The sequence below is a fragment of the Caproiciproducens sp. NJN-50 genome, assembly GCF_004103755.1.
Taxonomy (GTDB): domain Bacteria; phylum Bacillota; class Clostridia; order Oscillospirales; family Acutalibacteraceae; genus Caproicibacter.
Window position 1 is genome coordinate 2,110,664 of record NZ_CP035283.1, and the last position, 25,698, is coordinate 2,136,361.

Genomic DNA, 25,698 nt, shown 5'->3' on the forward strand with positions numbered 1-25,698 from the left:
TTATCAACTCAAGCACAAGTACTATTATCTATGCATCTATTGTCCCTGTTATAGCATCCCTCATTATTATTGAAGATGATGTCCCGGAAGCGGGCCCGACCGGTCCAACCGGGGACACCGGGCCAATCGGTGCCACAGGACCCACCGGGTTCACCGGGCCGACCGGAGATGCCGGGGCGACGGGTGACACCGGGCCGATCGGCGCTACAGGGCCCACAGGATTCACCGGGCCGACCGGAGATGCCGGGGTGACAGGTGACACCGGGCCGATCGGTGCCACAGGACCCACAGGATTCACCGGGCCGACCGGAGATGCCGGGGCGACGGGTGACACCGGGCCGATCGGCGCTACAGGGCCCACCGGGTTCACCGGACCGACCGGAGATGCCGGGGCGACAGGTGACACCGGGCCGATCGGTGCCACAGGACCCACCGGGTTCACAGGGCCGACCGGAGATGCCGGGGCGACGGGTGACACCGGACCGATCGGCGCCACAGGACCAACTGGCGACACTGGGCCGACCGGAAATACCGGGCCAACCGGAGATACCGGACCCACCGGGTTCACAGGGCCGACCGGAGATACCGGGCCGACTGGGTTCACCGGACCGACCGGCGACACTGGGCCAACCGGCGACACTGGGCCGACCGGAAATACCGGGCCGACCGGAGATACCGGGCCAACCGGAGATACCGGGCCAACCGGAGATACCGGGCCAACCGGAGATACCGGGCCAACCGGAGATACCGGGCCGACTGGGTTCACCGGACCGACCGGAGATACTGGGCCAACCGGCGACACTGGACCGACCGGAGATACTGGGCCGACCGGGTTCACCGGACCGACCGGAGATACCGGAGCGACGGGTGATACCGGGCCAATCGGCGACACTGGGCCAACTGGCGACACTGGGCCGACCGGGTTCACCGGACCGACCGGAGATACTGGGCCAACCGGCGACACTGGGCCGACTGGGTTCACCGGACCGACCGGCGACACTGGGCCAACTGGCGACACTGGGCCGACCGGAGATACCGGGCCAACCGGAGATACCGGGCCAACCGGAGATACCGGGCCGACTGGGTTCACCGGACCGACCGGAGATACTGGGCCAACCGGCGACACTGGACCGACCGGAGATACTGGGCCGACCGGGTTCACCGGACCGACCGGAGATACCGGAGCGACGGGTGATACCGGGCCAATCGGCGCTACAGGACCCACAGGATTCACCGGACCGACCGGAGATACTGGGCCAACCGGCGACACTGGACCGACCGGAGATACTGGGCCGACCGGAGATACTGGGCCGACCGGGTTCACCGGACCGACCGGAGATGCCGGGGCGACGGGTGACACCGGGCCGACCGGAGATACCGGGGCGACGGGTGACACCGGACCGATCGGCGCCACAGGACCAACTGGCGACACAGGGCCGACCGGAAATACCGGGCCGACCGGAGATACCGGGCCGACCGGAGATACCGGGCCAACCGGAGATACCGGGCCAACCGGAGATACCGGGCCGACTGGGTTCACCGGACCGACCGGAGATACTGGGCCAACCGGCGACACTGGACCGACCGGAGATACTGGGCCGACCGGGTTCACCGGACCGACCGGAGATACTGGGCCAACCGGCGACACTGGGCCGACTGGGTTCACCGGACCGACCGGAGATACTGGACCAACCGGCGACACTGGGCCGACTGGGTTCACCGGACCGACCGGAGATACTGGGCCGACCGGCGATACTGGGCCGACCGGCGACACTGGACCGACTGGGTTCACCGGACCGACCGGAGATACTGGGCCAACCGGCGACACTGGGCCGACTGGGTTCACCGGACCGACCGGAGATACGGGACCAACTGGCGACACTGGGCCGACTGGGTTCACCGGACCGACCGGCGATACTGGGCCGACCGGCGACACTGGGCCGACCGGCGACACTGGACCGACTGGGTTCACTGGGCCGACCGGCGATACTGGGCCAACTGGGTTCACCGGACCGACCGGAGATACCGGAGCAGGCGTCGTAACCTTTGGTTATGTTTACGACCTGGCCACCCTTGCGACTGCCACAATAGCAGGAGGAGACCCCGTTCCATTCAGCGACAACGGCCCCTTGAGCGGCGTTACGCATACCGCCGGTGCAACCACAGTTACAGTTCCTGCCGACGGAAGTTACCAGATTAACTATGGAATCTCCATCACAGCAGGACTCGGATCGTCTATTGTGATTGAAGTCAATGGTACGCCTGACCCATCCACACAGATTTCCGCTTTGGTTACAACCGGGGAACTGAGTGGAACGGCAACTCTTACTCTTGCAACCGGCGACAGTCTGACGCTGGTGAATAACTCCGCCGTCGGTCTGACATTGTCTCTGGCCCCAAACGTCGGCGCACAATTCGATATTATTTTCTTATCCTAAAATAGTCAAATCAATTGGTCTGAAGTTGAAAACAGGAGGGCGGGCCCTCGGGAAATTTCTCAGGCCCGCTTTTCCTTTCTTTTCATCTGTTGTTGGGAAGAGGGATGCTATATTGGGCAGATATAAGATTTGTGTTTACGCAATTGCAAAAAATGAGGAAAAATTCGTTGATCGTTGGATGGATGCGGTCAGTGAAGCCGATCTGGTCGTTGTGCTTGACACCGGCTCAAGCGACGGGACCGTTCAAAAACTCAGAAACAGGGGTGCGGCCGTATATACGGATCAGATTAACCCCTGGCGATTTGACACCGCGAGAAATAAAGCAATGGATCATATTCCGAAAGATTTCGATCTCTGCGTCTCAAATGACCTGGACGAAGTTTTCGAAAAAGGATGGCGGGAAAAGCTGGAAGCCGTATGGAGGCCCTCTTATACACGGGCGAGATATTTGTTCACTTACGCATATCGAAGCGACGGCACTCCGGAGAAGCAGTTTGCAATGGAGAAAATTCACCGAAGAAAAGATTTCCGTTGGGTCCATCCGGTCCACGAAATTCTGGAATACAAGGGGAAAGACCCAGACCGAACGGTTTTTGTACCCGGGCTTGTCCTGAATCATCACCCCGACCCGGCAAAATCAAGAAGCCAGTACCTTCCTCTTCTGGAACTCTCCGTGCAGGAAAATCCAAACGACGACAGAGCCGTTTTCTGGCTCGGCAGAGAATATATGTACAACGAACGCTTCGACGACTGCATCCACACGCTGCAGCGCCATCTGAAAATGCCGTCCGCGACCTGGGACGAAGAGCGGAGTGCTTCCATGCGCTTTATCGCCGAAAGTTACCAGAGGAAAAATGATCTTACACAGGCAAAGGCCTGGCTGTTCCGGGCAATTGCGGAATGTCCTCATGTGCGGGAGCCCTACCTTCAGATGACAAGGCTGGGATATTCCCAAAACGACTGGCCTCTTGTCTATTTCATGACGGATCAGGCGCTGAAAATCACGAAAAAGACAGGAAGCTATCTGCTGGAGCCGCAGGCATGGGGTTTTCTGCTCGACGACTATGCGGCAATCGCCTGCTATTGGCTTGGATTATACCGTAAAGGGCTTGAGCACGCTCAAAAAGCCTGTGATATGAGTCCGAACGATCAAAGGCTGAAAAATAATCTGGAAATTGTCAGGCAGAAAGCGGGGGGACTCCATGAACCAGTATAAAATATGCGTATACGCCATTTGTAAAAATGAAGTTAAATTCGTAGACCGCTGGATGGATTCCATGGGAGAAGCGGATGAAATCATCGTCACCGACACCGGTTCGACGGATGGGACCGCGGAAAAGCTCCGCGCAAGGGGCGCCGTCGTCTACGAGGAAAAAGTTGAGCCGTGGCGGTTTGACACGGCCCGCAACCTTTCGCTTTCCCATGTCCCCGGCGACGCGGATATCTGCGTCTGTACCGACCTGGACGAAGTTCTTGTGCGGGGATGGAGAAAAAGCCTGGAAAAAGCGTGGGTCAAGGGGGCCACAAGGGGGAAGTACATCTATAACTGGAGTCTGAAGCCCGACGGGACCCCGGGCGTTCAATTCGAATACTTTAAAGTCCATGCAAAAAAAGATTATCAATGGGTGTGCCCGGTGCATGAATATCTGACATATGTCGGAAAAGCACCTGAAAAAGTTGTCTTCATCGAAGGTATGGTCTTAAACCATTATCCCGACGACTGCAAATCACGTTCCTCCTATTTGCCTCTTTTGGAAACCGCGGTTCAGGAAGAACCGGAAAACGACCGGATGAATTATTATCTTGGGCGGGAATATATGTACAAAGGCGAGTGGCAGAAATGCATCGACACTCTGAAGCGGTATCTGACCCTCAGGACGGCGTTATGGAATGAGGAAAGGTGTGCCGCCATGCGGTGGATCGCGCGCTCCTATTCCAAACTTTCCGAAAACGCTGAAGCCTACCGGTGGTATTACCGCGCGATCGCGGAAGCTCCCCACATGCGGGACCCATACATTGAATTTGCGCTGCTGGGCTACTTCCGCCAAGACTGGGCCCTGACCTTTTACATGGTCGAAGAAGCTCTGAAAATCAAGCAGCGTTCCAAGACCTACGTGAACATGGATTATTCCTGGGACTATACCCCGGACGATCTCGGAGCAATCAGCTGCTATTGGCTTGGGATGCTGGATCAGTCTCTCAAACACGCGAAGGCGGCGCTTTCCTATTCGCCGAACGATGAACGCCTGAAAAAGAACCTCGCTCTGATTCAAAACCGATTCAACGAGCTGAATACAAAAAAAGCGGAACCGCATGAGTCATTCCAGAATCATTTTTGATATTTTACCGAGTATAAATAGGTGCAATAAAGATAGGATTTTTTTTCGTCCGCTATATCACAAACTTTTTCGATCCATCGTTTCTCCTCCTCTGAGGGCATGGAAAACCAGTGAAAGACATAAGGATTCCGATATCCGCAGCGGTCAAAGAGTTTTTGAATATCATTCAGGGTGTAAAAGGAGCGGTTGGAACGGCTCAGCAGCCCGTTCCCTGCGTACTGCCAGTTTCCCTGTAAAAGGTCGCGAATGACGCTGTAATGCATCACATTCTGGAATTTCGCGATAACGGTTCCCCCTTCCTTCAAAAGTTTCCTGATTTCGGAGAGAAAACGCTCAGGCGCTTCCGACTTTTCCAGATCATTTCCGACCAGGATGTAATCAAAATCAGTTTCCGAAAAAGAGTACGGAAAAGCTTCTATGGGATCGGATGTCACCTGCGCAACACGGCCGGCAATGGAAGCCTTGCTCCGGTCGGGTTCCACGCCGTAAAGCAGAGCGTTGGGGCACGCGTATTTGATTTTCAGCAGGTCCAGTCCGAGCCCGCACCCGATTTCCAGCACCTTGATCCGCTTTTCCCGTTCCGGTTCGCTGAATATTCTCAGCGAAGCATAGTCCACCTCGTCGAAACAGTAAGTCTGGAAACCCCATCTCCGGAAAAAGATCTCCCTGTTTTTTGAGAGAACCGGATAAAATTTAGTCAGGTCCCTCCGGAATTCCGAACCGAGATAATGGTGGATAAAGCAGTCGTGGCACAGCATCAGCTTGTAGCCCGCCGACAAAATCCGAAGGGAAAAGTCGTTATCCTCGACATAGCCCGGCGAATACTCTTCGGCAAGCGGCCCGATCTGATCCAAAACGTCCCGCCGGATCAGAATGCAGAATCCGATCAGAAAAATCTTTTCTTCCCATTTTTCGCAGTCCGAAACATTGTTTTTTTCCGCGAGGCGCTGCATCTCGGCAAGGTCCGCATAGCTGAAATCCACGCCCTGAAGATTTTCATTATGATTGCTCACCGCGCCTGCGGCGCCTATCTTTTCATCGCTGTACAGACAGGTTCTGAGGTTTTCCAGCCAGTTTGCGGTGACCACCGTGTCGTTGTTCAGAAGCAGGATATCGCTGCCGGCGGACGCGAGAGCGATCCCCATGTTGCAGCCCTTCGGGAAGCCGACATTGCTGTCGTTTTGTTTCACCCTGATATCCGGCTGTTCCTGCAGCCACTCTCTGGTTCCGTCCGTGGAGTTGTTGTCGACCACAATGATTTCATAGGTATCCTTTGCGGTATATTTTCGGATGCTTGCCAGGCAGTCTTTATTGTATTGCAGGTTGTTGTAGGTGAGGATGATAATCGCGGTTTTTCCAGCATGGTCCAATGTTCTCATCTCCAGATTAGACTGACGGACCGCGGCCGATTGAACAGCTTTCCTTTCCGAAGCCGCAGGGACAATGATCGGATGCCACAGTCGTCACATATAATATATAAGAAAGAAATTCAATTTATAACGGAAGCGGGGATGATAACAATGAAATATGATTTTCACCTCAATATGGACGTACGGAGGTCACAGACAGTCATTCTGAAAATGGTAAAACCTCAGTCTACCGTGCTGGAATTGGGATGCTATTCAGGCATTATGACCAATTACATGAAAAACCAGTTGGGGTGCAAGGTATATGTATGCGAAATCGACTCCCAGGCGCTTCAGTTCGCCCGGCAGTTCGCTCAGGATTCCTGGGAAGGCGACATCGAAACACTGGAATGGACTCAAAAATTTAAAGATGTAAAATTCGACTGCGCGATTTTTGCCGATGTGTTGGAGCATCTGAAAGATCCGGCAAAAGTGCTGAAAGCCGCAGGAAACCTGCTGAAAGATGACGGCTCGATTCTCATTTCCGTACCTAACGTAGCGCACAATTCAGTCATCTACGGGCTTCTGCACAATCAGTTCCAATATGCAGAGTATGGATTGCTCGATCAGACGCACTTAAGGTTTTATACATATTTTTCCCTGAAAAAAATGTGTGCCGAAGCAGGATTCACCCCCGTGACAGAGGATGCTATCAATGAATACTTCCGGCCTCCCTTTGCAGACCAGCTTCCGGAATCCTATTTAAACCAAGACTTCGGAAACATTTTTCAATTTATTTTTGAACTGAAAAAAACAGAATATGTCGCGGAACATAAACTCCCGACAACAAACAAAATTTCAAACAATGCGGGTTGATTTTACAAGATGCGGCAGGAGATGTCTGAGTTGGCAAAAAGCGATTCAGCTTTACAATTTATCGCATTTTATCTCCCCCAGTTCCATCAGATCAAGGAGAACGATGAATGGTGGGGAAAGGGGTTCACTGAATGGACAAATACAAGAAAGGCGGTCCCTCTTTTTCAGGGCCACAGACAGCCAAGAGAACCCCTGAATCACAATTATTATGATCTTACGGATATAAAAGCCCTGAAATGGCAGGCCGAACTGATGAAAAAATATCATGTTCACGGCCTGTGCTTTTACCATTACTGGTTTGGCGGAAAAATGCTGCTGGAAAAGCCGATGGAACTTTTGCTGGAGCATAAAGAGATCGACATGAATTTTTGTGTTTCCTGGGCAAACGAGCCGTGGACAAGAAATTGGGACGGCGGCAGCAGGGAAATCTTAATGCCTCAAATTTACGGCGGTCCGGAAGAATGGAAAAAGCATTTTGATTATCTGCTGCCCTTTTTCAAGGATAAGCGATATATTAAAATCAACAATAGGCCCTTGATTGCATTGTATTTATCGGCTCACATAGAAAACGGTAAAGCAATGGCCGACTATTGGCAAAAGCTTGCGAAAGAAAACGGGTTCGACGGCCTGTTTATCGCTGAGACCTTAAACGCGATTCAAGGTTCCCTTTATATGGAGAACTCCGATGCATGCATCGAGTTCGAGCCTTGCGTAACCCTGTTCGGCGGGTACACGCCCTGGAGCCAGCATCGCTTTTACAAAACCCTTCATCTCTTCCAATTTGATGAAGTCTGGAAAAAAATTCTTGAACGTAAAAGCACCTATGGAAACAGGGAAAAATTCTGCGGGGCCTTTACCGACTGGGATAATACCTCCAGGGTGGGAATGAGGGGCAGTGTCTGCATTGGGAGCACTCCGGAAGGATTCAAAAAACATCTGGGCGATTTAGCAAAAAAATGCATCGCCGAAGGAAACGACAGGTTCATCTTTATCAATGCATGGAATGAATGGGCCGAAAGCGCTTACCTGGAGCCGGATAAAGACAATGGTTATCAATACTTAGAAGCGGTAAGAGATGTCTATGAGAACATCATACTAAGAACGGAAGCCCAAAATTTGTAGCAGCAATGAAACAAATGGGACACCCGGAAGCCCGAAAGCATGTCGGGCCGCCGGAACCATGACCGTTACCCAAAACAGCTTCCACCGAAGCCGAGTACGTCCAACATCCAGATTTTAAAACAAAGAAGAGGGCCTATGCTTTGCATAGGCCCTCTTCTTTGGCTCCCCGCGTTGGATTCAAGCCAACGCGGGATTCGTCCGGATGCATCCTTTCGGGCTTGTGATTTCGCGCTTCACCGCTCGCTCTTCGCTAAAGGTTCGCCGCTGACAGAGCTTCCTAACGCTCAGACCCTCTCGGATCCGGTTCATTATGACTCAGTGCGCTGCCGGATCTAATCAACACAGGCCCTTACTTTTTATTGCGCGCGCAGCGGTTGGTCAGTCGTATAAAACCGTGAGGAGCATAAACCAATTGTTCCATCTTAATTCTTATCGGCTTAAATTGTTTCAAAACGAAACATATGATATTTAAAATTGTTTATAATTAAAATTTTTATTTTGTAAAGCTATTGCAAATTTAATACTTATGTGTATAATATTTGTTTAGACAAGAGAAATGTTGAAAGACAATTACAAATATTCTAAATAATGTTTCAAATTGAAACTTACAAAATAGGGGAATTGAGAAAGATGATTTTTATTATCGCGGACGATTTAACAGGCGCAAGCGATACCGGCGTTAAATACGAAAAGAACGGGTACCGCGTGATTGTGGAAACAGAATACAATTGCGAAGACGATAAATTCCGCTCATGGCTTGAAAAATACGATGTAGTGTCCATCAACGCAAATACAAGACTGCTTTCTTCCGAAGAGGCCTACCGAAAGATTCACGATCTAACACTGCAAATTGTTCGCCTGAACCCTAAGTACATATACAAAAAAATCGATTCACTTCTCCGAGGGAATCCGGCCGTTGAACTCGATGCCGTAATTGACGCCATGGATTCCGACATCGCCCTGGTGGTCCCCAGCTTTCCGGAAAACGGACGGAAACTGATCGGCGGTGTATTAAAAGCCGACGGGGAAGCGGAGATCAACGTTATAAAGATCTTCCAGGATTTCTCCCGCTATCCGGTCGGAAACATCTGCCTTGAAGATATACGGCGCGATCCGGAAGAACTGAGTAAACTCATCGAAGCGAAACATAGGAACGGTGACAAAGTTCTTGTTTTCGATGCCACAACAGACCGAGATCTTGAGGTTATCAGCAAAGCCGCCGAAAACCTGCCGGGAAAAATTATATTCTGCGGCAGCGCGGGATTTGCAAAATATCTCTGCAGGATGGAGAAATATGCGAACTTTTTGCAGTGGGAAGCAAAAAGCGACGATGTAATACTGGTTGTAGCCGGCTCGCGGAGACCAGAGACCGCCCGCCAGCTTAAAAGCATTTCCGAGTTTTACCAAACGCCTATCGTCACGATCAACACGGCCCTTATCGGGCACGATCCGGCGGAGGAAGACCGTGAAATTGAACGCTGCCGGAACAAGATTTTCAATCTTGCTGAAAATGGGCATTCGCTGATCCTGTTCGCTGTGAGCAGCCTATTCCCCGAAAAGCCAGGAAAGCAGCAGCAGATCCAGGACAGCGATGACGTCTGCATCACGCGGGCTTTGGGAAAAACCGTGGAGGAAGTTTACCGAAAAATCAGATTCCGCACGGTGATCTCGACGGGAGGAGACACTTCCTTTCAGGTGTGCAAAGCCCTGAACGCCGATGGGATCGAACTGCATGACGAAATATCGGCCGGTGTACCCATCGGCAAGATTGTCGGCGGATCGGCCAACGGCATGACGATTGTTACAAAATCAGGCGGATTCGGCGATGGAGATATCTTGATTCGAATTATCAGCTATCTCAAAAATTTAAGCGACGCCTTATCCACTTTGAAAATCAAACGATCAGAAAAGAAGGAGAAAAGCAATGAACTACAAAATTAAAATGCCCTCTTCTGTTTATGGAGGATCCGACAGCATTCAGATCCTCTCAGGAATAGTCAAGCAAAGAAAAATTGAAAATGTGCTTTTGTTTACCGATCCAGGTGTACATACATGCGGTGTACTCAAGCCGGCAACGGACGTCCTGGACAAATGCGGCGTAAGTTATCGAGTCATCGACCACGTCGTCCCAGAGCCAACCGCAGACGACGTGCAGTCGGTGTTGGATGAAACTTCGGACATGAAATGCGACCTGATCCTTGCAGTCGGCGGCGGAAGCACAATGGATACGGCAAAACTGGTCTCCGTTCTGCGAAATTCCGAATACGGGGTCCGCGATCTTCTGAAAGACAGTTCCCCCGCGGCCAAGAAAGTTTATACTGTCATGGTGCCGACCACTTGCGGCACGGGGTCGGAAGCAACCTGCAACGCGATCGTTGCCGTTCCGGAGGAAAAACTGAAAGTCGGTATTGTCAGCGATGAAATGATTCCCGACGCCGTTATTTTGGACCCCGCAATGATTGCCGGCCTGCCCCCGAAAATCATCGCATCGAGCGGAATTGACGCGCTGGCCCATTGTGTGGAATGCTACACTTCCAATAAGGCAAATCATTTCAGCGACGTCTTTGCACTGGCGGGTGCAAAACTGATTTTCGGCAACATTGAAAGGGCTTATGCGGAACCGGACGATATACAGGCTAAAAACAACATGCTGATTGGCGCTTTTTACGGAGGCGTAGCGATTACCTCGTCTGGAACTACTGCGGTCCACGCGCTCTCCTACCCGTTGGGGGGAGCTTACCATATTGCTCACGGCGTTTCCAACGCCATTTTGTTTGCCCCTGTTATGAAACATAACATGTCCGCATGCGCGGACAGGCTTGCGGCCATATGCGACGCGATCGAACCGGCATTTTCAAAAAGGTCGGAAACAGAACGCTCCGGCCGCGTCATTGACCGGATCAGCGAAATTGTGGCGTTCACAAAGATTCCGAAATCGCTGAAAAGTTTTGGCGTACCGGCTTCCGATCTCGATTTTCTTGTGGATTCGGGCAGCAAAGTGACCAGGCTGCTGAACAATAACAGAAAGAAACTGAGTTTAGAAGAAATCAGGGAAATTTATCAGGAAGTTTTGTGAAAGGGCAATGGTCCGTATCATGCTCCCCATAATAAAAGGCTCTCATTCTGTTTCTACTATATAATTTTTTTAGGAGGACTAGTAAAATGGAAAAAAAATATTATGGTGTTATTCCCCCAATCATCACCCCGGTAGACGAGCACGAAAATGTCGATGAAGAAGGCTACCGCAAACTATTGGACTATTGCATAAAAGGCGGTTTGCACGGCATCTTTGTCGCCGGGAGCAATGGGGAAACCATGGCGCTGACGCAAAAGGAACGAGATCATGCGATCAAGATCACGCTTGAACAAACCAAGGGAAAGGTCCCGGTCATGGCGGGCGTTATGGATACCAGCACGCGCCGGGTTATTGAAAACATCAAACGTTTAGAGCAAATGGGAGGAACCTGCGCCGTCATTACATCCATCTTCTATGACCGCCATACTTCGCAGGATGAAACCGTCCGTCATTTTGAAAAGATATCAAAGGAAACCAACATAGACCTGATGATATACAATATTCCAATGTTTACCGGACTGAAGCTTACGCCGGAAACAATCTTTAAAATTTCTGAATTTGACCATGTGGTCGGCTTAAAGGACAGCTCCGGAGATTTCAAAAACTTTATGAAGTGCCTGACCTATTTTGAGGGTAAGGATTTCGCAGTCCTGCAAGGGACCACCGCCTATGCGATGCCCAGCATGCTGCTGGGAGCTGACGGATTTGTTCCTTCCATAGCGCCGTTGTTCCCGGAGCTTTTTGTAAAAGCGTATGAAGCGGGGCGCGACAAAAAGACCGATCTCGCGATGAGATATGATCTCCTGCTGCGCGAGACATCAAAAATACTCGGTATGACGAAAAACGCAACCGCCGCGAACAAATTTGCTCTTTCTCTGCTGGGCTTTACGGATAAACGCGTCATCTATCCACAGGACACCATCCTTCCTGAAGAGGAGAAAGCAATTGCCAAGAAGACCAAAGAAATCCAGGCACAGTACGAAGCATTCAAAAAAAACCTTCAGGGTTAAACCATACGCAACGGAATCATCATTAAAAGTGATTTCATCGGCCGCAGAAAAAGCACGAAATTGCCGCGCAAAAAATACTTTGCTCCGCCAGAGGTTCGCCACTGGCGGAGCAAAAGCGAAAAATTGCGGGTGTCTGACAGGCCTATGATCTTTGCTTTCGTTTCTGGACGTTAGGAGGTATAAAGTGAACAGCAAACCAATCATTGGCATTACGATGGGTGATCCCGCGGGCTGCGGCCCGGAAATTACCATTCGCGCGCTGGCCAAAAAGGAAATTTACGACCGGTGCAGACCTCTGGTCGTTGGAGATATTCAGTGTATGCGGGACGCATTGCGCGTAACCAATCATCCTGAAATTAAGTTAAATCGGGTGTCCAAACCTTCCGAGGGCAAATATGAATTCGGCAGTGTGGACGTGCTCCATTTGGATCTTGTCGACATGGGCAAATTCCAGTACGGAAAGGTCAGCGCAATGTGCGGAAACGCTGCGTTTCAGTGCGTAAAAAAAGTCATCGACCTAGCGATGAAAGGAGAGATTGACGCAACTGTAACCAATGCGCTGAACAAAGAAGCTATGAACCTGGCGGGGCACCATTTTGACGGGCACACGGAAATTTATGCCCAATATACCGGTACGGAAAAATACGCAATGATGCTGGCGAACGATAATTTGCGTGTGATCCATGTTTCAACTCATGTTTCTATGCGGGAGGCCTGCGGCCGAGTCAAAAGGCAAAGAGTTCTGGATGTTATCCGTCTTGCCGATCAGGGATGCAGAGCGCTCGACATAGAAAGGCCGAAGGTTGGGGTTTGCGGCCTGAACCCTCACGCCGGTGAAGACGGCATGTTCGGCCGCGAGGAAATTGATGAGATCATGCCGGCTATCCGGGACGCTCAGGCTGAGGGAATCAACGCGATCGGCCCTCTTCCTCCCGACACCGCATTTTCCAAAGCCTTAGGCGGCTGGTATGACATCGTGGTCTGCATGTATCACGACCAGGGGCATATTCCTCTCAAGGTGATCGGGTTCGTCTATAACAAGCAGGAAAAAAAGTGGGAAGCGGTGGCGGGGGTCAATGTCACTCTCGGACTGCCCATTATCCGCGTCAGCGTTGACCATGGCACCGCTTTCGGCCACGCCGGAACCGGCGTGGCAAACGAACTGAGCCTGGTCAATTCGATCGATTACGCATTGCGCATGGCGCAGCATCGCAAGGAGGTAAAAGCATGAAATTTGTCATGACTCAGGCCGTTTGCAAGGAAGGCCTCGCCTTGCTGGACGGCGCGGCGGACATTTACATCGCGGATAATCCGGATCCGAACCAGTACCTGGACCAGATGAAGAACGCGGATGCACTGATTGTGCGCATCGCCAAATGTGACGGGCATGCGATTGAAAACAGCCCGAACCTGAAGGTAATCGGCCGTCCAGGGGTCGGCTACGACAGCGTGGACGTAAAGAAAGCGACGGAGCTGGGCATTCCTGTCGTAATCACTCCGGGAGCGAACAGCCGCAGCGTCGCGGAGCACGCGGTCGCCATGATGTTTTCTCTTGCCAAGAATCTCTATGAAGGGCAAGTGGAAATGGGAAAAGGCAACTGGAAAATCCGGGACGCACACAAAGCATTTGAATTGGAAGGAAAGAAGATCGGCATCGTCGGTTTAGGTGCCATCGGCCATGAGGTATTGAAGATCTGCACCGGCTGCGGCATGACGGCCGCGGGGTATGATCCGTTTCTCAGCAGGGAACAGATCGAAGACATGGGCGCCGTTTATTATGAAGACTATCGCGACCTGCTGAAAGACTGCGACGTTGTCACTTTGCACGTGCCTTTGAACGATAAAACCCGAGACATGATCGGAAAACCTGAACTGGACAGCATGAAGCCGACAGCCCTGCTGATCAACTGCAGCAGAGGGGGAATCGTGAATGAAAGTGATTTGGCCGAAGCTTTGCGGCAAGGGAGCATTGCCGGAGCCGGTCTGGATGTTTTCTGCAGCGAGCCTCCCAGTCCGGACGGTCAACTGATGAATGCGCCAAATCTGATTTTCAGTCCTCATTCCGCCGCACAGACACGAGAAGCGGTTATCAAAATGGCCACCATGTGCGTAAAAGGCTGCCTTACCGTCTGCCGCGGTGAAAAATGGCCCTATGTCGCGGACAGATCCGTTTACAATCATCCGAAATGGAGCAATAAATAACTACTGCAGGAAACGGTTCGATGGGGGAGGTTTTCGGGATGGAAGGATGCTTAGAAAGTCTGCAGAAAGCACGCAGGCAGATGCTGACGGCCAATATCGCTTATTTTCTTGCTTTGCTGGCCGCCGGCCTTCTGATTTTGTATCTGACGGACGAAAGGTTGCGATATCTGGGCATCGCGGTCTGCATTTCTGTGTATTTGACGGTGGTACGCCCACTGGGCAAGCGGTATAGGTTAAGCATCCGTGAGGCTGTTTTAAAAAATATCTTCGGTAAAAAGTTAAAGGACTATACCTACGAGCCGGGCCGAGGAATACAAAAAAGACAAGTCGCCGATACGGACCTTTTCCCCATGAAATCCGACAAGGCTTTTTTGAGCAGGGAGCTGGTCTGCGGCTCTTCTGGAAATTGCAGCGTTGAAATTGCGGATGTTGCTTTCCCGATTTGTATTGATCGCCAAAATGAGATGTTCAACGGCTGTTTTATCCAAGTCGAGTTCCAGAAAACCATTCATTCCAGCGTTTGCATAAAGGCGGGTAATGTTGAAGAAGAACGTGAAATAACGTACCGGACGGATAAATTTTTAAAAAAATTGGCCTCTGAATACGGCAATATCTATTTGAGGGTACAGGAAAACAAGCTTACCATGCTTTGCCGCGGAAAATTTTTAGGATTTCGCATCAATCCGCTGTATCCCGTTACGAGTGAACTGTTTTTATTTGACCCGCTACCGGAATTTAAAAAAGCAATGGATTTGGTTCAGCTTATGTCAAATGCAAGCGAAATTGAAAGGGATGCATCATGAAAATTAAGGAACAGTCTGAGATTCGCAAAATACTTTCCGGTATTGAACTGCCAAAGATGTGTCTGGTACGGCAGAAGTTCGATGCGGACCATATTGAAGACGTTGCGGGATATATGCATGCAATACTCCAGAATGACGAATTCGGAAGCCGGATCAAACCCGGCATGAAAGTGGTTTTAACGGGAAGCAGCCGCCAGATTGCGAACGCGAATGTGATTTTGAGGGAACTGGCCTCGTTCGTAAAGCTGCACGGAGGCGATCCCTGTATTATCCCGGCAATGGGCAGTCACGGCGGCGCAACTGCCGAAGGTCAGAAAGCGATTCTGGCGAGCCTCGGCATTACGGAGAACTTTTGTGGCTGCCCGATCTGTTCCAGTATGGAAACAAAGCTGGTCGGGCATCTGGAGAACGGCGATCCCGTTTACACAGACAAATTTGCAGCCGATGCCGACGCTGTTATTGTGGTAGGGCGCATCAAGGCGCATACTGCATTCCGCGGGGAATACGAATCCGGGCTGATCAAGATGATGGCAATCGGCATGGGAAAGCGCCAGGGTGCGGATTCTCTTCACAGCGCTGGCTTCGGAAAATTTGCGGAGCGCCTGCCGGCTTACGCAAAAGTAGTATTTGATGCTTGCAATATTATTTTTGGCGTTGGTATTATCGAAAATTCTTTTGACCAGACCTGCCGCATCGAACTGCTGAAACGCGAGGAAATCTTTAAAAAGGAACCCGCCCTTTTACGGTATGCCAAGGGCAGAATGCCGAAAATATTCTTTCCAGAGGCCGACGTCCTGATCGTGCATGAGATTGGGAAAAACTTCTCCGGGAGCGGTATGGACCCAAATGTGACGGGAACGTTTGCTACACCCTATTGTTCCGGCGGACTGAAAAAGCAGCGCACAGTCGTTTTGGATATCAGCGACGAATCTCACGGGAGCTTCGTCGGGCTTGGAATGGCCGACACAACCACCAACCGCACGTTTGAAAAGCTGGATACCAATGCAGCCTATTTCAATATGCTTACTTCCACGGTACTGAGCGTAGGAAAAATACCAATGATCCTCGAGAACGATAAAATGGCGATCCAGGCGGCCATCAAGACGCTGACCGGGATCGATAAAAACAAGGTGCGCATCGTGTACATTAAAAACACTTTGTCACTCCAGACGATTATGATTTCAGAAACCATGCTTGATGAAGCAAGGCTCAACGAACATGTGGATGTTCTGGAAGAACCCCGCAGATTCAGATTCGACAAAGAAGACAATCTCATAGATTTTGCATAAGATTTTTTGAAGGGAGGAGACAAGTAATGAAGCAGAAAAGCTGTAAGATTGACATTGTCCCGGGTATTGTTCTGGCTCTGTCTTCCATTTTCTATCTTTTACAGATTCCCAAAATTAATGCGTTCAAGGGCACCGGAGCAACGCCGCTGGATAATCATTTCGTCCCCGGGCTGTGGGGAGGCGTCATGCTGGTCCTCGCACTTTTCCTGATTTTCCGCGGTTGGAGGAACAGCAAAAGATTTGCGAAGCCGGCTGCTTCGGACAGTTCCGCCGTCCAGGAGAAATCCGCGGCGCCGGCGGAGCCTTTCTGGAAGAAGCTTTGGGAAAGTATTTGGGACAGGCGTGAGGTCGTCGGCAGTTTCATTTTGATGACGCTCTATGTGGCGCTGATGGAATCGGTTGGGTTTATCATTACCACGATCGTATACCTGTTTCTGCAAATCCTGCTTCTGACGCCCGTGGAAAAGTGGAAGAAAAACATCGTTCCCGCCGTGCTGACTTCCGCCGTGGTGTCGGTTGCGCTTTTCGAGATCTTCAACAAATTTCTAAATGTTCTGCTGCCCAGCGGAATCTTCAGCCTATGAGGGACCGACAAACATTTTCCGGACATTCGGAAATTTTAAAAATCCAATTCTATCGTTAAGGAGGAAAATTGAAAAGTGATTCTGCAAGGCTTACAAATTGTGATGAACCCGTATATCATTCTGCTGATCGCCGTCGGAACCGTGATTGGAATCGTGTTCGGCGCGATCCCGGGGTTGACTGCAACCATGGCGATCGCCATGTTCCTGCCGGTGACGTACTCGATGACTTCCTCGCAAGGCGTCAACCTCCTGGTCGCCCTGTACATCGGGGGAATTTCGGGCGGCCTGGTTTCCGCGATCCTGCTGAACATACCCGGCACTCCGTCCTCGGTAGCAACCTGTTTTGACGGCAAACCCCTGGCCGATAAGGGTCAGGCCGCGAAAGCCCTGAGCACCGGCGTCATCTGCTCCTTCATCGGCACCTTGATCGGCATCGCGATGCTGATCCTGATCTCCCCCGTGCTCTGCGACTTCGCGCTGAAGTTCGGTTCCTTCGAGTACTGCGCCCTGTCGGTTTTCTCCCTCAGCATGGTCATTGCACTGACGGGCAGGGATATGCCGAAAGGCCTGATCAGCGCGGTCCTCGGCTGCCTCCTTGCAACGGTCGGGCTTGCGCCGATCGACAGCCGCCCCCGATTTACGTTCGGCAACTTTCACCTCAACAACGGCTTGCAGCTGCTGACACTTTTGATCGGCCTGTTCGCAATCCCCGAATTCATGGCGTTCGCCGAAAAGGTCCATAAACCGGAAAAGGTCGTCATCAATACCAACGTTAAAATGCGCGGCGGCGGCGTTTCTGCAAAGGAGCTCTTGGGCCAGTGGTTCAATATTCTCCGTTCCGCGCTCATCGGCATCGGCATCGGCATCCTGCCGGGCATCGGCGGCGGCGTTTCCTGTGTGCTCTCCTATACCGTCGCAAAGAACATGTCCAAATACCCTGAAAAATTCGGGACCGGCATTATCGACGGCGTTGTGGCGTCTGAAACAGCCAACAACGGCACCATAGGCGGCGCGATGATCCCGCTGCTGTCCCTCGGCATTCCGGGCGACGCGGCGACCGCGATGCTTCTCGGCGGTCTGCAGATCCATAACGTGGTTCCCGGCCCGCTGATCTACCAAAACAGCGGCGCGGTCCTCTACGGCATTTTCTTCGCCATGGTCCTGTCTTCCCTGTTCATGATGCTGTTCATGCTGTTCGGAATGAAATTCTTCATTTCCGTTCTGCGCATTCCAAAGAATTACCTGCTTCCGTTGATTCTGGTCCTTTGCTGCATCGGAGCGATCGGGGACAACAACCAGGTGTTCGAGGCGTATTCCGTCGTCGGCTTCGGGCTGATGGCTTATCTGCTGGTCAAGGCGAAGATTCCTACCGTCCCCATGATCCTCGGCTTTATCCTTGGTCCGATGTTTGAAAACAACATACGCAAAAGTTCCCAGCTGATCCAGACGGATTCCCTTTTGGGGCATCCCATTTTTCTTGTGTTTATTGCCGTTACGGTCGTAGTGGTTATTCTTTCGCTCCGCGCCTATCGTAAAGAGGTGAATGCGTCGGAAACGGAGGCAGCATCGGCAACCGATACGTAATGGCTATAGATAAAAATATTTTGAGAAAGGAATTGTATTATGAAAAGAGTATTGGCTTTAGCGACTTTATTGAGCGTAGTCATGACATTAACGGCCTGCAGCGGCGGGACATCTTCCGCAGGCAGTGCCCCGGCGGGTTCCGCAGGCGGGCAGGCAGCCTCCGCCTCCAGTCAGACGGCAGCCGTCGATTGGCCCAAAAAGACTATCAACTTCTACTGCACGCACGCTTCCGGCGGCGATACGGATTACATGGCCCGGAAATTGGCATCGTCTCTGGAAAAGGTCCTCGGCGTTTCCATTGCCGTTACCAGCGTTGGAGGCTCGAACGGCGCGACATGCACAACGCAGTATAAGGACGGCCCAACCGACGGATATACCTTTATCTGCGGCAACACGGCGGCCCTGTGCGGCAACAAGGCGACCAAACTGGTCGACTTCGGCTATGAGGCTTTTGAACCCGTGGCAATTTACGGGAAGCAGTCCGGCGAAAACATCGTAACGCGCGCGGACGCCCCTTATACAAACCTGAAAGAGCTGATCGATGCGTCCAAGAAGAAACCAAACAGCATTAAATTCGGCATTTCCACCGGCGGCGGCGTTTACATTGAATCCTGCGTTCTCAAAAACCTGGGCGGCACTCAATTCAATGTTGTGGAGGCCGGCGACGGCGCCACCCGTCTGACCGCTCTGCTGGGCGGCGAAATCGACTGCACTTCCCTGCCCTATTCGACCGCGGCCGATTATATCAAAAGCGGAAAGCTGAAATCGCTCTGCACAGTTATGAGCAAGGCTCCGGATCTTATGCCGGATCAGGAATGCGCAAGCAAATATGTCCCACAGTTGAAAATCGACACCGAATATGTTATTCTGGCGCCGAAAAATACGAATTCGGCGCTCCTCAAAGCAATGAATGACGCAATTCTGAAAGTGGGACAGAGCGACGATTGGAAAAAGATAGTGAACAGCTACTGCATGCAGAACCCCTATGTCCTGAACCTGCAGGATACGCTTTCCAACCTGAAAGAACAGGACAACCTTTATATGAGTTATCAGCCCTATCTGTAATTTGAAGCCTAAAGGATAAACGAATGGACAGTGCTCCGCACTCCTGTAAACAGGGGATGTAGAGTACTGTCCTTCATAGCATTTTCTGACCGGTACTTTCCCCCCAGGGAAAGGTATCCGATACAGCCGCGTGATGAATATTAGGTACATTTGGAAGGTAGAGGATATCAATGTCTAAAATCAAGTTGCTTGTCGTTGCTCCTTACGAGGGCCTAAAGGAACTGGTGCAGTCCCTTTCAGACGAATACACTCAGTTTGAAATCCATACGGTCGTCGCCAACTTGGAGCAAGGAGCTCAAGCGGCCCTGAAAGGGGTGCAAGAAAGCAGTCAGATTATCCTGTCCAGAGGCGGTACCGCCGAAATGATCGAACGCAGTGTATCCGTGCCAGTCGTGCGAATTGATATTTCAGGGTACGACTATATGCGGATTATTACGCTTGCTAGCGGCTTTTCCGGCAAATCCGCGATGATCGGCTACCGCAGTATTACGTCGGGAGCCCAAGCGATAAAAAACCTCATGCAGAGTTCTATTGATATCTTCACTATAAATAGTTCGGAAGAACTTGCGCAACTGCTGAATCAGCTGCGCGAGGAAAATTATCAGGTAATCATCGGCGACGTTGTCACGCAGGAAAAGGCCCGGGAAATGGGCTTCACGGCCATTCTGCTCACATCCGGCGAAGAAAGCGTGCGAAAAGCTTTTGAGGAAGCTCAGAAGATCTTTGGGTATCTTGTCGAATATCAGTCGAAGCTTAATCTGCTGGAGCAAGCTCTTTCTAACATCCCGCAATATTATACCATCCTAGACGCGAAAGGTCATGCGGTCGAGACGAAGCTTCCTGCAGAACAACAAAAAGCGCTTCTTCAGAACCTTTCGGATTCATTAAACCAGGTATTGCAAGTTGGGAAATGGCAGTTCCTGCTAAAATGCGAAAATATTTTCTGGGAAATAAGCGCAAGCCGTATTGCGGATGAAAATCTCAATCTTTATGTGGTCTTCTTCCTTTCGCAGCGCCCTGCAAAGAAGGAAGAGATAGCCGGAGTTTCCGTATCCAATCCCAAAAATCCTTCCGACTTTTCCGTTTCGATTTTAGGGCGGAACAGTATCTACCTGAAAGAAGTATATGCGAAAGCACTAAAATTCGGAAACCTTCACCTTCCCGTTCTGATTACCGGGGAAGTTGGAACAGGAAAAGATGCGCTTGCAGTTCTGATTCATTCCTTTAGCAACAGGAATGCGTCTTTCCTTACGCTGGATGGGGAAAAAGCCAACCGGGCCAGTGTAGAAAGCGTAATTGAAATGATACGGTCCGATCATTCGCTGACCTTTTATATACGAATGGCAAGCAAATTAAGTGAGGAAAACCAGCAGCTTCTAACTCCCTTGCTAAGTGAACCGGGGTTTTTCGAGAAGCATCTTGTGCTGTCCTCATTTAACGAACCGCCGGAAACGGCCACAACCGGGTGCTTTTCTAAAACACTCATACGACTTCTCGGCGAATACCGCATCCATCTTCCCAGTCTGCGGGAACGCCCCGGAGATATGAAGGATTTAGCCAGCAACTATATGAACGAAGCAAATTTCAAATATGGAAAACAGGTTGTGACCATTGAAGAAGATGCTCTTCAGTTGCTGACCGAATTTAAATGGACTACGAATCTTAATCAGCTGCGAAGGATCATATTCCAACTGATCCTGCTTTCCGACGGGCCCACGATCCGCGCGGAAGCCGTTTCCGAAGCTTTGAAAGAGGAACCCGCCGCAAACGGCATCGGCGATTCTTTTTCTTCTTGCAAGACGCTCGATGAGATCATTGACAATGTTATCCGCCGTACGATCCAGATGGAAAACGGAAATCTGAGCAATGTTTCGGAACGTCTTGGTATCAGCCGGTCGACCATTTGGAGAAGAATGAAACAAAAACCGAACATCCTATCCTAACGCGTTTCGGATATGTGTCAAGAGTCTGTATAAGTCATGACCTCCGGCAAGTAAAGTGATAACCTGTAAGTAGACAGAAAAAACCACTGTTTACTTACAGGCTATCCTTTTTTATAGTACCAAAAAGATAAACTAAAACAGGGACAGCTGACCACGATCAAGCGCGGATTGCCCAGAGTATCGAAACACCCAACCGCGTGTAACGGGGCTATCCCTGGTTGTGCCGCGGCAAGCTCGATATCTCCTCGTCCGAGAGCTTGCCGTTCCTACGCTCGAAAAACGCCCTGCCGGGTGCAAGCAGTGGATCAATCAAAAACGTCAAGCCCCTGAACAGGAACAATGCCGAGCATTTCCTCATTGGCTTGATGAAGCGCCTCCAGGTCCGAATTGATGATACAGTTGTAGATCTTATTATGCGTGTCACTCTTGCCCAAAGGAGATAGCCCGGCGTTCCGGCGGCGGTGGGCCCGGGTGCTGACCAGTTCGGTAATGTGGCCCCGGATCAGCTGCTGGACCATATAATAAATGTCCTTGTAAAGTCTGTTGTGACTCATTTTCACTACACTATAATGAAAATTGAAATCTGCATCCACAGTCTGCGCGAGCGCTTGCTGGTCATCGGGATTCAGGGAGTAAGCCAGTGCGCACTGATTGTAATCGTCCAGTGCCGCTTTGAGCGCTTTTTTCTCCTCCTCGGTGGCGGAATGCACTGCCAGCCTCATGCACTCATACTCCAGAAGGTTGCGCAACTGTTGCACATCGTGATATTGGTCGCTTCCCTCATAGAAGATAGAAATCTCATTGAGAATTGGCTTAAGGGAAAAATCGCGTATGAAAGAACCTTCCCCCACACGGGTTTCAATGATCCCCAGCGTATTTAGTTTTTGAAGGGCCATACGGACACTGAGCCGATTGACTCCGAAAATCTCGGCAAATTCGGCTTCCGAGGGAAGCTTGTCTCCCGTTTTCCAGATTCCATCGGCAATGTCCTGCTTAATTGAATCGCAGACCTGATCCACAATTGAAATGCGGGATATTTTTGCCTTTCGTCCGCCGAAGCGGTTGTTACGATCTATTTTCATATCTATTCCACCTAAATATTATTGTCACGAATTTATCTCACTAAATTCATTATTATTATAGTCGATTTTGCAACAGGTGTCATCCACTTTCTATTTTTTTCGATAAAACTGCTTCTAATCCAATTATTCGGACAGTCGGTATGCAATTAACCGCCTGTCCGATTTTCGCATATCCAGCTGAATTTCAAAAAGGGAGCAACGGAGCTTGTTGAAAAATGCCCTTTGACTGAATCAGTACAAGCAATACTCTCAGGCTTCCGTTCAATCTACCTTTTGCACAAAATATATAGTCATTTTTAATGTTATCTGTAAAAATGTTAATTAATCATTGACTATCGTATAACCTAAATATATAATATATAACATAGCGAACAGCTCAATAGGTTAATGTACTGGAGGAATGACCATGAAGATCACAAAAGTAGAAGTGTTTCGGCTTTCAACGGTCAACAACAGACAAAACAGTCCCATCGGCTGCCGTATCCATACGGATACCGGGCTGCGAGGCGACGGTGAGGCCGGCATGGCCTATGGGGTGGGAGGAAGCGCCGCTTTCGGCATGGTGTGCGATTTAGCGGAACTTATCATTGGATTGGACCCCCTCCGAACAGAGTTCATTTGGGAAACTATGTATAAGAAAAGCTTCTGGGGACAAAACGGCGGCCCAGTGGTATTTTCCGGGATTGCCGCCATTGACGTGGCCCTGTGGGATATCAAGGGCAAGTATTACAATGTACCCGTTTACCAGCTATTGGGAGGTAAGGTCCGGGAAAAACTTCGCACTTATGCCAGCCAGCTTCAGTTTGGCTGGGGTCAGGTGGGAGTGAGCGATCATCTGTGGGCGGTTACCCCGGAAGACTATGCACACAATGTCAAGCTGGCCGTTGAAGAGGGCTTCGATGCAGTGAAGATCGACTTTTTTGACCGGGATGAAGAAGGAAAACCCTTAAACTTTTTGGATACCACAGGATTTCTGACTCCCAAACAGCTTAAGATGGTGGAAGCCCGCATGAAGGCGGCCCGGGAAGCTGCCGGTGACGAAGTGGATATCATCATGGAAAACCATTCTTACCCTGATGCCTTAGGTGCGGTGCAGTTGGGCAGGCTGGCGGAGAAATATCATATTCTGGCCTTTGAAGAACCCAACACGCCCACGCCGCAGACAGTGGAATACATTACAAAATATACCTCGGTTCCCATTGCGAACGGGGAACGTATTTTTTCACGCTGGCAGTATGCGGAATATTTTAAGAAAAATCTGCTCCAGCTGGCTCAGCCGGATATCGGCAACTGCGGCGGTATCAGTGAGGTAAAGAAAATCTGCGACATGGCTCATGCTTTCGATGTCGGAGTTCAGGTCCACGTGGCGGGCAGTCCGCTTGCCACCAATGCCGCCCTTCATGTAGAATGCACCATTCCCAACTTTGTCATTCACGAACATCATACCTGCAACCGGATGGACACCTGCCTGGGTTTAACAAAATACAATCTTCAACCGGAAAACGGCTATTTTTCCGTTCCTGAACTTCCCGGAATCGGGAACGAATTTCTTCAGGAGGCCATTGACCGGGCGATTCTCTATAAACTTGTTGAGTAAATCCGCTGGTTGGATTGCCAAATAAATATTAGGAGGAGTTGTAATGAAAATCACAAGGGTTGACGTGTTTCTGGAAAAGGCCCCGGTGGAACATCCTGGATGGAGACCTGTTTTTTGCCGGATTCACACCGATGCGGGCATCTACGGTGACGGCGAGGCCGCCTTAGCCTATGGCATTGCGGCACCTGCGGCTTTCAGCATGATTAAGGATTTGGCAACGCTCATCATCGGTATGGACCCTCTGGACAATGAGGTGATTTGGGATAAACTTTACAAATGCACTTTCTGGGGTCAGAACGGCGGGCCGGTAGTGTTTGCCGGAATCAGTGCGCTTGACATCGCCCTGTGGGATATCAAAGGCAAATACTTTAACGTCCCCATCTATAAGTTGCTGGGAGGCAAGCGCCGCGACAATTTACGTACCTATGCAAGCCAGCTTACTTACGGCTGGGGCCCCGGCACAAACCATAAATGCTGTAAGCCGGAAGACTATGCCGAAAATTGCCGCATCGCCGTGGCCCAGGGCTATGACTGCGTAAAACTGGACTTTTTTGACTATGACGTGGACGGTACGGTCTGGAACGGTCCGGGCAAGGCGGAAAAAAACGAACCGATGGCGGGAGAAATCCAAACCCGCCTGCTTTCTCCTTACTATATTAAAATCGTGGAGGATCGCGTGCGGGCCTGTCGAAAAGAGGTAGGCCCAAATGTGGATATCATTGTAGAGAATCATTCTTTCCCGGACGCTCAAAGCGCCGTACAGATCGGCCGGGCTTTGGAAAAATATAATATTTTCTACTTTGAAGAGCCCAATACCCCCACACCCAAGACAGCCAAGTTTATCTCCGACAAGCTGGCTATGCCCATCTCCCACGGCGAGCGGGTCTATTCCAGATGGCAGTACGCCCCTTATTTTGAAAATATGTCCGTACAGGTCATTCAGCCGGATCTTGGAAACTGCGGCGGCATAACCGAAGGCAAAAAGATCTGTGACATGGCCTATGTATATGACATCAGCGTTCAGGCCCATGTCTGCGCCAGCCCTTTATCCACCTCAGCGGCTCTCCAATTGGAAGCTGTCATTCCTAACTTTGTCATCCATGAACATCACCAAATTAACCTGGAAGAATTCAATCAGCGCCTGTGTACGGTAAACTGGCAGCCGGTCAACGGCAGATTCATGGTGCCGGAAGGGCCTGGATTGGCGTGCGAAATATCCGACTATGCCATGACTAGCGGGGTTGATGCAAAAGCCGTGGTAGAGTAGCAACAGATCTGTCGATTTACATAGCAGAAACTCCATACCAGGAACCAGCTCGAGCAGAAAGCAGCCTGATTAATA

General features: G+C 50.7%; 19 protein-coding genes and 1 pseudogene. 18 read left to right on the forward strand and 2 right to left on the reverse strand.

Translation table 11 applies throughout. The features are described from left to right. Nucleotides 1-92 precede the first annotated feature (92 nt). The 3 genes and pseudogenes from EQM14_RS17005 to EQM14_RS10160 form a co-directional block, all read left to right on the forward strand. Nucleotides 93-2,438, forward strand: a pseudogene (locus EQM14_RS17005) (BclA C-terminal domain-containing protein); the annotation flags it as partial. A gap of 112 nt (nucleotides 2,439-2,550) precedes the next feature. After that, complete coding sequence (locus tag EQM14_RS10155) at nucleotides 2,551-3,654, forward strand: glycosyltransferase (RefSeq protein ID WP_128742838.1); 1,104 nt, start codon at nucleotides 2,551-2,553, stop codon at nucleotides 3,652-3,654. After that, a complete protein-coding gene (locus tag EQM14_RS10160; protein ID WP_128742840.1) occupies nucleotides 3,641-4,777 on the forward strand; it encodes a tetratricopeptide repeat-containing glycosyltransferase in 1,137 nt (378 codons plus the stop codon). The genes EQM14_RS10155 and EQM14_RS10160 overlap by 14 nt, the downstream gene beginning before the upstream one ends. On the opposite strand, the gene EQM14_RS10165 is transcribed toward EQM14_RS10160, so the two are convergent. Continuing rightward, nucleotides 4,768-6,147, reverse strand: a complete 1,380-nt coding sequence (locus EQM14_RS10165; RefSeq protein ID WP_164919035.1) for a glycosyltransferase — start codon at nucleotides 6,145-6,147, stop codon at nucleotides 4,768-4,770. The genes EQM14_RS10160 and EQM14_RS10165 overlap by 10 nt on opposite strands. A 39-nt stretch (nucleotides 6,148-6,186) precedes the next feature. Between EQM14_RS10165 and EQM14_RS10170 the strand changes: the two genes are divergently transcribed. The 13 genes from EQM14_RS10170 (at nucleotide 6,187) to EQM14_RS10230 (ending at nucleotide 21,677) form a co-directional block, all read left to right on the forward strand. Further along, nucleotides 6,187-6,999, forward strand: coding sequence for a class I SAM-dependent methyltransferase (locus tag EQM14_RS10170; RefSeq protein ID WP_164919036.1), 813 nt, complete (start codon nucleotides 6,187-6,189; stop codon nucleotides 6,997-6,999). Between the two features lie 21 nt (nucleotides 7,000-7,020). Beyond that, on the forward strand, nucleotides 7,021-8,121 hold the full coding sequence (locus tag EQM14_RS10175) for a glycosyltransferase WbsX family protein (protein ID WP_128742845.1): 1,101 nt from the start codon (nucleotides 7,021-7,023) through the stop codon (nucleotides 8,119-8,121). A gap of 630 nt (nucleotides 8,122-8,751) precedes the next feature. Then, nucleotides 8,752-10,062, forward strand: a complete 1,311-nt coding sequence (locus tag EQM14_RS10180; RefSeq protein WP_164919037.1) for a four-carbon acid sugar kinase family protein — start codon at nucleotides 8,752-8,754, stop codon at nucleotides 10,060-10,062. Next, complete coding sequence (locus EQM14_RS10185) at nucleotides 10,046-11,197, forward strand: iron-containing alcohol dehydrogenase (protein WP_128742849.1); 1,152 nt, start codon at nucleotides 10,046-10,048, stop codon at nucleotides 11,195-11,197. Before EQM14_RS10180 ends, EQM14_RS10185 begins: the two co-directional genes overlap by 17 nt. Nucleotides 11,198-11,283: 86 nt before the next feature. Continuing rightward, nucleotides 11,284-12,207 carry a dihydrodipicolinate synthase family protein gene (locus tag EQM14_RS10190; protein ID WP_128742851.1) on the forward strand — a complete coding sequence of 308 codons (924 nt, stop codon included), beginning with the start codon at nucleotides 11,284-11,286 and terminating at the stop codon, nucleotides 12,205-12,207. A 184-nt stretch (nucleotides 12,208-12,391) separates the two neighbouring features. Next, complete coding sequence (gene pdxA / locus EQM14_RS10195) at nucleotides 12,392-13,438, forward strand: 4-hydroxythreonine-4-phosphate dehydrogenase PdxA (protein ID WP_128742852.1); 1,047 nt, start codon at nucleotides 12,392-12,394, stop codon at nucleotides 13,436-13,438. Next, entirely contained in the window at nucleotides 13,435-14,409 is a 975-nt protein-coding gene (locus EQM14_RS10200) for a hydroxyacid dehydrogenase (protein WP_128742854.1), read from the forward strand. Before pdxA ends, EQM14_RS10200 begins: the two co-directional genes overlap by 4 nt. Before the next feature lie 38 nt (nucleotides 14,410-14,447). Further along, complete coding sequence (locus tag EQM14_RS10205; RefSeq protein WP_205703163.1) at nucleotides 14,448-15,212, forward strand: hypothetical protein; 765 nt, start codon at nucleotides 14,448-14,450, stop codon at nucleotides 15,210-15,212. Further along, nucleotides 15,209-16,501 (forward strand): lactate racemase domain-containing protein, encoded by a 1,293-nt coding sequence (locus EQM14_RS10210; protein ID WP_128742857.1) that lies wholly within the window; start codon nucleotides 15,209-15,211, stop codon nucleotides 16,499-16,501. The genes EQM14_RS10205 and EQM14_RS10210 overlap by 4 nt, the downstream gene beginning before the upstream one ends. 26 nt (nucleotides 16,502-16,527) lie before the next feature. Beyond that, a complete protein-coding gene (locus EQM14_RS10215; RefSeq protein ID WP_128742859.1) occupies nucleotides 16,528-17,085 on the forward strand; it encodes a tripartite tricarboxylate transporter TctB family protein in 558 nt (185 codons plus the stop codon). 75 nt (nucleotides 17,086-17,160) lie between these two features. Beyond that, on the forward strand, nucleotides 17,161-18,669 hold the full coding sequence (locus EQM14_RS10220; RefSeq protein ID WP_128742861.1) for a tripartite tricarboxylate transporter permease: 1,509 nt from the start codon (nucleotides 17,161-17,163) through the stop codon (nucleotides 18,667-18,669). 39 nt (nucleotides 18,670-18,708) lie between these two features. After that, nucleotides 18,709-19,734, forward strand: coding sequence for a Bug family tripartite tricarboxylate transporter substrate binding protein (locus EQM14_RS10225; RefSeq protein ID WP_205703164.1), 1,026 nt, complete (start codon nucleotides 18,709-18,711; stop codon nucleotides 19,732-19,734). A gap of 170 nt (nucleotides 19,735-19,904) precedes the next feature. Next, nucleotides 19,905-21,677, forward strand: coding sequence for a sigma-54-dependent transcriptional regulator (locus EQM14_RS10230; protein WP_128742863.1), 1,773 nt, complete (start codon nucleotides 19,905-19,907; stop codon nucleotides 21,675-21,677). 305 nt (nucleotides 21,678-21,982) lie between these two features. Here the strand turns inward: EQM14_RS10230 and EQM14_RS10235 are convergent, their stop codons facing one another. Beyond that, a complete protein-coding gene (locus tag EQM14_RS10235; protein ID WP_128742865.1) occupies nucleotides 21,983-22,759 on the reverse strand; it encodes a FadR/GntR family transcriptional regulator in 777 nt (258 codons plus the stop codon). 406 nt (nucleotides 22,760-23,165) lie between these two features. Here EQM14_RS10235 and EQM14_RS10240 point away from each other — a divergent pair, with 406 nt between their 5' ends. Together EQM14_RS10240 and EQM14_RS10245 are read left to right on the forward strand one after the other, a co-directional pair. Then, complete coding sequence (locus EQM14_RS10240) at nucleotides 23,166-24,356, forward strand: mandelate racemase/muconate lactonizing enzyme family protein (protein ID WP_128742867.1); 1,191 nt, start codon at nucleotides 23,166-23,168, stop codon at nucleotides 24,354-24,356. 43 nt (nucleotides 24,357-24,399) lie between these two features. Further along, nucleotides 24,400-25,623, forward strand: coding sequence for a mandelate racemase/muconate lactonizing enzyme family protein (locus EQM14_RS10245; protein WP_128742869.1), 1,224 nt, complete (start codon nucleotides 24,400-24,402; stop codon nucleotides 25,621-25,623). Nucleotides 25,624-25,698: the final 75 nt, after the last annotated feature.

Coding starts and splice junctions, on each gene's coding strand:
- EQM14_RS10160 (WP_128742840.1), top strand. CDS start 3,641: ATGAACCAGTATAAAATATGCGTATACGCCATTTGTAAAAATGAAGTT.
- EQM14_RS10175 (WP_128742845.1), top strand. CDS start 7,021: ATGTCTGAGTTGGCAAAAAGCGATTCAGCTTTACAATTTATCGCATTT.
- EQM14_RS10180 (WP_164919037.1), top strand. CDS start 8,752: ATGATTTTTATTATCGCGGACGATTTAACAGGCGCAAGCGATACCGGC.
- EQM14_RS10185 (WP_128742849.1), top strand. CDS start 10,046: ATGAACTACAAAATTAAAATGCCCTCTTCTGTTTATGGAGGATCCGAC.
- EQM14_RS10190 (WP_128742851.1), top strand. CDS start 11,284: ATGGAAAAAAAATATTATGGTGTTATTCCCCCAATCATCACCCCGGTA.
- EQM14_RS10200 (WP_128742854.1), top strand. CDS start 13,435: ATGAAATTTGTCATGACTCAGGCCGTTTGCAAGGAAGGCCTCGCCTTG.
- EQM14_RS10205 (WP_205703163.1), top strand. CDS start 14,448: ATGGAAGGATGCTTAGAAAGTCTGCAGAAAGCACGCAGGCAGATGCTG.
- EQM14_RS10210 (WP_128742857.1), top strand. CDS start 15,209: ATGAAAATTAAGGAACAGTCTGAGATTCGCAAAATACTTTCCGGTATT.
- EQM14_RS10215 (WP_128742859.1), top strand. CDS start 16,528: ATGAAGCAGAAAAGCTGTAAGATTGACATTGTCCCGGGTATTGTTCTG.
- EQM14_RS10225 (WP_205703164.1), top strand. CDS start 18,709: ATGAAAAGAGTATTGGCTTTAGCGACTTTATTGAGCGTAGTCATGACA.
- EQM14_RS10230 (WP_128742863.1), top strand. CDS start 19,905: ATGTCTAAAATCAAGTTGCTTGTCGTTGCTCCTTACGAGGGCCTAAAG.
- EQM14_RS10235 (WP_128742865.1), bottom strand. CDS start 22,759: ATGAAAATAGATCGTAACAACCGCTTCGGCGGACGAAAGGCAAAAATA.
- EQM14_RS10240 (WP_128742867.1), top strand. CDS start 23,166: ATGAAGATCACAAAAGTAGAAGTGTTTCGGCTTTCAACGGTCAACAAC.
- EQM14_RS10245 (WP_128742869.1), top strand. CDS start 24,400: ATGAAAATCACAAGGGTTGACGTGTTTCTGGAAAAGGCCCCGGTGGAA.